The sequence below is a fragment of the Novosphingobium sp. TCA1 genome (genome assembly GCF_009811895.1).
Taxonomy (GTDB): Bacteria; Pseudomonadota; Alphaproteobacteria; order Sphingomonadales; family Sphingomonadaceae; genus Novosphingobium; species Novosphingobium panipatense_A.
The window spans coordinates 1-5,183 of record NZ_BLJH01000083.1; the positions used below are offsets into that span (position 1 = coordinate 1).

The following is a 5,183-nucleotide window of genomic DNA, read 5'->3' on the forward strand; positions in this document are numbered from 1 at the left end:
TCTGCAAAACCCCCGGAATCACACGAACCTCAGCCGCTCAACCCCTTTCGAAACGGCCTCTTAGATAAGAAGCTTATCGCGGTGTGCCCCGATTTGTATGGACACGAACAAATGGATGCGGCTGGTATCGCTCGCACCTTAACCCACGGAAATCCCGATCATGCCATCGACTCAGAAATAATTTGGCATGTCATATATTTTGAGGGAACGGATAAATTGAGGGCTGTTCTTAAGCGTTTCGGCCTCTTCGATTGGCCTGCGATCCATCAACCTTTGAGTAAAGAATTATTCCAACATCTCGATTAAGGTTTCTACAAGACACCTAGCAATGGCTCCTGAGGTAGAGTTCAGCGATGACTGTTATAATCTCATTGTCTCCGAAACCTGATCGTCCCAAACCCACCCATATCGACCTCTCCGCCCGCTCAGCCTGAGCCTGTCGAAGGCCCCGAGGCGAGGCGCTGCGGGCCGGTTTGCTGATGTTCTGGCGTTGCGGGCGGGCTTCGACAGGCTCAGCCTGAGCGGCGTGGGGTAAAGGCCCGGCAAAGGTTGATCCTCCTCCCATCCAAACACCTCGTCACCCTGAACTTGTTTCAGGGTCCATCAAGTCGATGGCGCAGGTCTTCGATCAGCAAGCCGAGATGGCGGTTTGCGGTATGACGTGTCCGCACCAACTGCCCGATGGATCCTGAAACAAGTTCAGGATGACGAAGCTTGTCGGGGCGGGTTCTCTTTGCACCCAAAGCTGATCTCCCCAACTGCTCAGCCTGAGCCTGTCGAAGGCCGCGAGGCGTGGCGCTGCGGGCTGGTTGCCTGATGCTCTGGCGTTGCGGGCGGGCTTCGACAAGCTCAGCCTGAGCGGGGTGGGGGTAAGGCCCGGTAGAGGTTGATCCGCGATCTACCCGAAAGCGGAAAGTACATGCGGGGTGGAATGTCCTCAACAAACATTCAAACAGAAAAACCGCCGACTGGAGCCCTCCCGCCGACGGTTTTTCCTGACGCATCGGTATTCGACGCAGAAGTGCGCTAGCCTTACTTGCCGCGGGCGGCTACGATCGCGATCGCGGTGGGCTGGGCCATGGCCAGCTGACCCGGATCGGTCCGCGCCGCCATGCGTGTCGCCAGAAGCTCGTCGCGTGCGGCGAAGGCCCGGTCGCGCGAGGCGTCGCGGCAGTCGTGCATGTCGGCCAGTTCGTCGAGCCGGTTATTGTAGACCTGCCCGCAGACGGCCCGAACCGCGATTTCCAGACGGTTGTTGAGGGCGTCGATACCCGCCTGCGAATCCAGGTTGAGGTCGGCGTAGCGAACTTCACGATGCGGCACGTCCCGCAGCGATCCATCCTTGACGACGACGTCCGCCAGGGCGGAAGTCGCCAACCCCACGGTTGCTGTTGCGATCATGCCGATCGCGGCGAAAGCGGTGTGAATCCTGGTCATCTGCATTCTCCTGTTGCTCAAGAGTGCAGCCCTCACCGGCGCAAGCCCCCACGGCTCGCGTCGGGCGAACTGCATAGCGACCTCAATGGATGAAAGAAGTCGTTCCCAAACAACGGTAACGTCGTGGGGTATCTGTCGACTCCAACATGTATATACTTAAATGAGGCCCCCTCGATCCCGCCCTGGCTTTCTGGCAATGTCTGGACATTTACTGTTATAGTAAAGCAGTCATGCAGCAAAAGGTGAGTCGGTATTATTAATGGGCCATGTCTCTATTGCTCATAACCGTGTCTTGTTCAAGTCATCCTGACGGGTGCATCGTCGAACGACATAGTTTGGCCGACGGACGACATCGAAAGGTTCCAGGTGTGTTTGAAAATTCGCCGAAGGCGAATTTTGGCGGCACCGGCCCGCTCCCCCACCCGACCTCCCACTCAGTGTATCCTTGATGGGAGGTCGGCCCCCTCAGCGAAAAGGTCCCCCGGACCTTTTCGTGTTCTTCGGGACGGGAGCGGGCCGGTGCCGCTCAAAAATGCCCGTCCGGGCATTTTTCAAACGTATCCCGGCGTTGCAATTCCAGCACGCGCACCCACATGGGCGTCGCTTTCCCGGCGGCGAAAAGCGCTGCCGATACGGCGCGAGGCGCGGCTTGCGCTTTGCGAACAAATCTGGAACACACCGCTTCATGAGTCTCTCCCACATCACCGTCCGCGGCGCCCGTGAGCACAATCTCAAGGGTTTCGACATCGAACTCCCGCGTGAGAAGCTGATCGTCATCACCGGCCTGTCGGGCTCGGGGAAGTCCAGCCTCGCGTTCGACACGATCTATGCCGAGGGCCAGCGCCGCTATGTGGAGAGCCTCTCCGCCTATGCGCGCCAGTTCCTGGAGATGATGCAGAAGCCGGACGTCGAGCATATCGACGGCCTCAGCCCCGCGATCTCGATCGAGCAGAAGACCACCAGCCGCAACCCGCGCTCCACGGTGGCCACCGTGACGGAGATCTGGGACTACATGCGCCTGCTCTGGGCGCGCGTGGGCATTCCTTACTCGCCCGCCACCGGCCTGCCGATCGAGGCGCAGACCGTGTCCAACATGGTCGACCGGGTGATGGAACTGCCCGAAGGCACCCGCGCCTACCTGCTCGCGCCGGTCGTGCGCGGCCGCAAGGGCGAATACCGCAAGGAACTGGCCGAGTGGCAGAAGGCGGGCTACACCCGCGTGCGCATCGACGGCGAACTCTACGCCATCGAGGACGCCCCCGCGCTCGACAAGAAGTACAAGCACGACATCGAAGTCGTGGTGGACCGTATCGCGGTCAAGGACGGCATCCAGACCCGCCTTGCCGACAGCTTCGAGCAGGCGCTCAAGCTGGCCGAGGGGCTGGCCTATATCGATCTTGCCGATGGCGTAGTGCCGGGCCGCGAGGAAGAGGGCAAAGGCAAGAAGAACCTCAAGGGCACCGGCCTGCCGCCCAACCGCATCGTCTTCTCCGAAAAGTTCGCCTGCCCGGTCAGCGGCTTCACCATCGAGGAGATCGAGCCGCGCCTGTTCTCGTTCAACGCCCCGCAGGGTGCCTGCCCGGCCTGCGACGGACTGGGCGAGAAGCTGCTGTTCGACCCGCAGCTGGTGGTCCCGAACGAGCATCTCAGCCTCAAGCAGGGCGCCATCGTGCCCTGGGCCAAGTCCAACCCGCCTTCGCCGTATTACATGCAGGTGCTCTCCAGCCTGGCCGGGCATTTCGGGTTCGACCTCACCACGCCGTGGGACGCGCTCTCGCCCGAGGTGAAGATCGTCATCCTCTACGGCACCGGTGGCAAGGCCGTGCCGCTGACGTTCAAGGACGGCAAGAAGGAATACACGGTCAACAAGCCGTTCGAGGGCGTGATCGGCAACCTCAACCGCCGCATGATCCAGACCGACTCCGCCTGGATGCGCGAGGAGCTGTCCAAGTTCCAGACCGCGCAGCCCTGCGAGACTTGCGAGGGCAAGCGCCTCAAGCCCGAGGCGCTCTCGGTGAAGATCGCCGGTAGCGACATCGCCGATGCCGCGCGTCTCTCGGTGTCGGACGGCTTCGCGTGGTTCGGGGAACTTGAGGGCAAGCTGACCAGCCAGCAGCAGCAGATCGCCAAGGCCATCCTCAAGGAAATCAACGAGCGCCTCGGCTTCCTCAACAACGTCGGGCTGGACTACCTCAACCTCGACCGTACCAGCGGCACCCTGTCCGGCGGCGAGAGCCAGCGCATCCGCCTTGCCAGCCAGATCGGCTCGGGGCTGTCGGGCGTGCTCTATGTGCTCGACGAACCCTCGATCGGCCTCCACCAGCGCGACAACGACATGCTGCTGGAAACGCTCAAGCGCCTGCGCGACCTCGGCAATACCGTGATCGTCGTCGAGCATGACGAGGACGCCATCCGCACCGCCGACCATATCGTCGACCTCGGCCCGGGCGCCGGTGTCCACGGCGGCGAAGTCGTGGCCGAAGGCACGCTGAAGCAGGTGCTCAAGAGCAAGAAGAGCCTCACCGCCGCCTATCTCAACGGCACGCGCAAGATCGAGGTGCCCAGCGAGCGCCGCAAGGGCAACGGCAAGAAGATTGTCGTCGAGAACGCCCGCGCCAACAACCTCAGGAACGTGACGGCGGCATTCCCGCTCGGCACGTTCTGCTGCGTCACTGGCGTGTCCGGTTCGGGCAAGTCGTCGCTCACCATCGACACGCTACAGGCGGGCGCCTCGCGCCAGCTCAACGGCGCGCGCGTCGTCGCCGGGGCGCACGACCGGATCACCGGGCTCGAAAACTGCGACAAGGTGATCGAGATCGACCAGTCCCCGATCGGCCGCACCCCGCGCTCCAACCCCGCCACCTATACCGGCGCCTTCACCCAGATCCGCGACTGGTTCGCGGGCCTGCCGGAATCGGAAGCGCGCGGCTACAAGGCCGGGCGCTTCAGCTTCAACGTCAAGGGCGGCCGCTGCGAGGCCTGCCAGGGCGACGGCCTCATCAAGATCGAGATGCATTTCCTGCCCGACGTCTACGTCACCTGCGAGGAATGCCACGGCAAGCGTTACAACCGCGAAACGCTGGAGGTGAAGTTCAAGGGCCACTCCATCGCCGACGTGCTCGACATGACGATCGAGGACGCGGAAGAGTTCTTCAAGGCCGTGCCGCCCATCCGCGACAAGATGCACATGCTGAACGAGGTCGGCCTCGGCTACGTCAAGGTCGGCCAGCAGGCCACCACGCTCTCCGGCGGCGAGGCGCAGCGCGTCAAGCTCGCCAAGGAACTCGCCCGCCGCTCCACCGGCCAGACGCTCTATATCCTCGACGAGCCCACTACCGGCCTCCACTTCGAGGACGTGCGCAAGCTGCTCGAAGTGCTCCACCGCCTTGTCGAGCAGGGCAATTCGGTCGTGGTGATCGAGCACAACCTCGACGTCATCAAGACCGCCGACTGGATCATCGACATGGGCCCCGAGGGCGGCGTCCGCGGCGGCCAGGTCATCGCCGAAGGCACCCCGGAGGATATCGTCAAGGTGAAGAAGTCCTTCACCGGGCACTATCTGAAGCCGTTGCTGGTGGCAGGAAAGTAATCCGCCGCCGCATCCACCAGCAGGCTTTCCCCCACCCGTCGTCCCGGACTTGATCCGGGACCGCTGTCCTGTTCAGCCGAGCTTGGCGGAGGTGCGGCGTAAGCGGTAAAGATCCCCCACATTTTCAGATGCTCCGAGGTTGGTAAGTTTCGCCGCA

3 protein-coding genes are annotated in these 5,183 nt (G+C 62.4%); 2 read left to right on the forward strand and 1 reads right to left on the reverse strand.

Annotation, left to right across the window (positions count from 1 at the left end):
* Positions 1-306, forward strand: a 306-nt coding sequence (locus tag NTCA1_RS28935) for a hypothetical protein (protein ID WP_236549621.1), incomplete at its 5' end; no start/stop codon positions are given.
* A 726-nt stretch (positions 307-1,032) separates the two neighbouring features.
* Here the strand turns inward: NTCA1_RS28935 and NTCA1_RS27870 are convergent.
* Entirely contained in the window at positions 1,033-1,437 is a 405-nt protein-coding gene (locus NTCA1_RS27870; RefSeq protein ID WP_159832464.1) for a UrcA family protein, read from the reverse strand.
* A gap of 685 nt (positions 1,438-2,122) precedes the next feature.
* Here NTCA1_RS27870 and uvrA point away from each other — a divergent pair.
* Complete coding sequence (uvrA, locus tag NTCA1_RS27875) at positions 2,123-5,026, forward strand: excinuclease ABC subunit UvrA (protein ID WP_159832465.1); 2,904 nt, start codon at positions 2,123-2,125, stop codon at positions 5,024-5,026.
* Positions 5,027-5,183 lie beyond the last annotated feature (157 nt).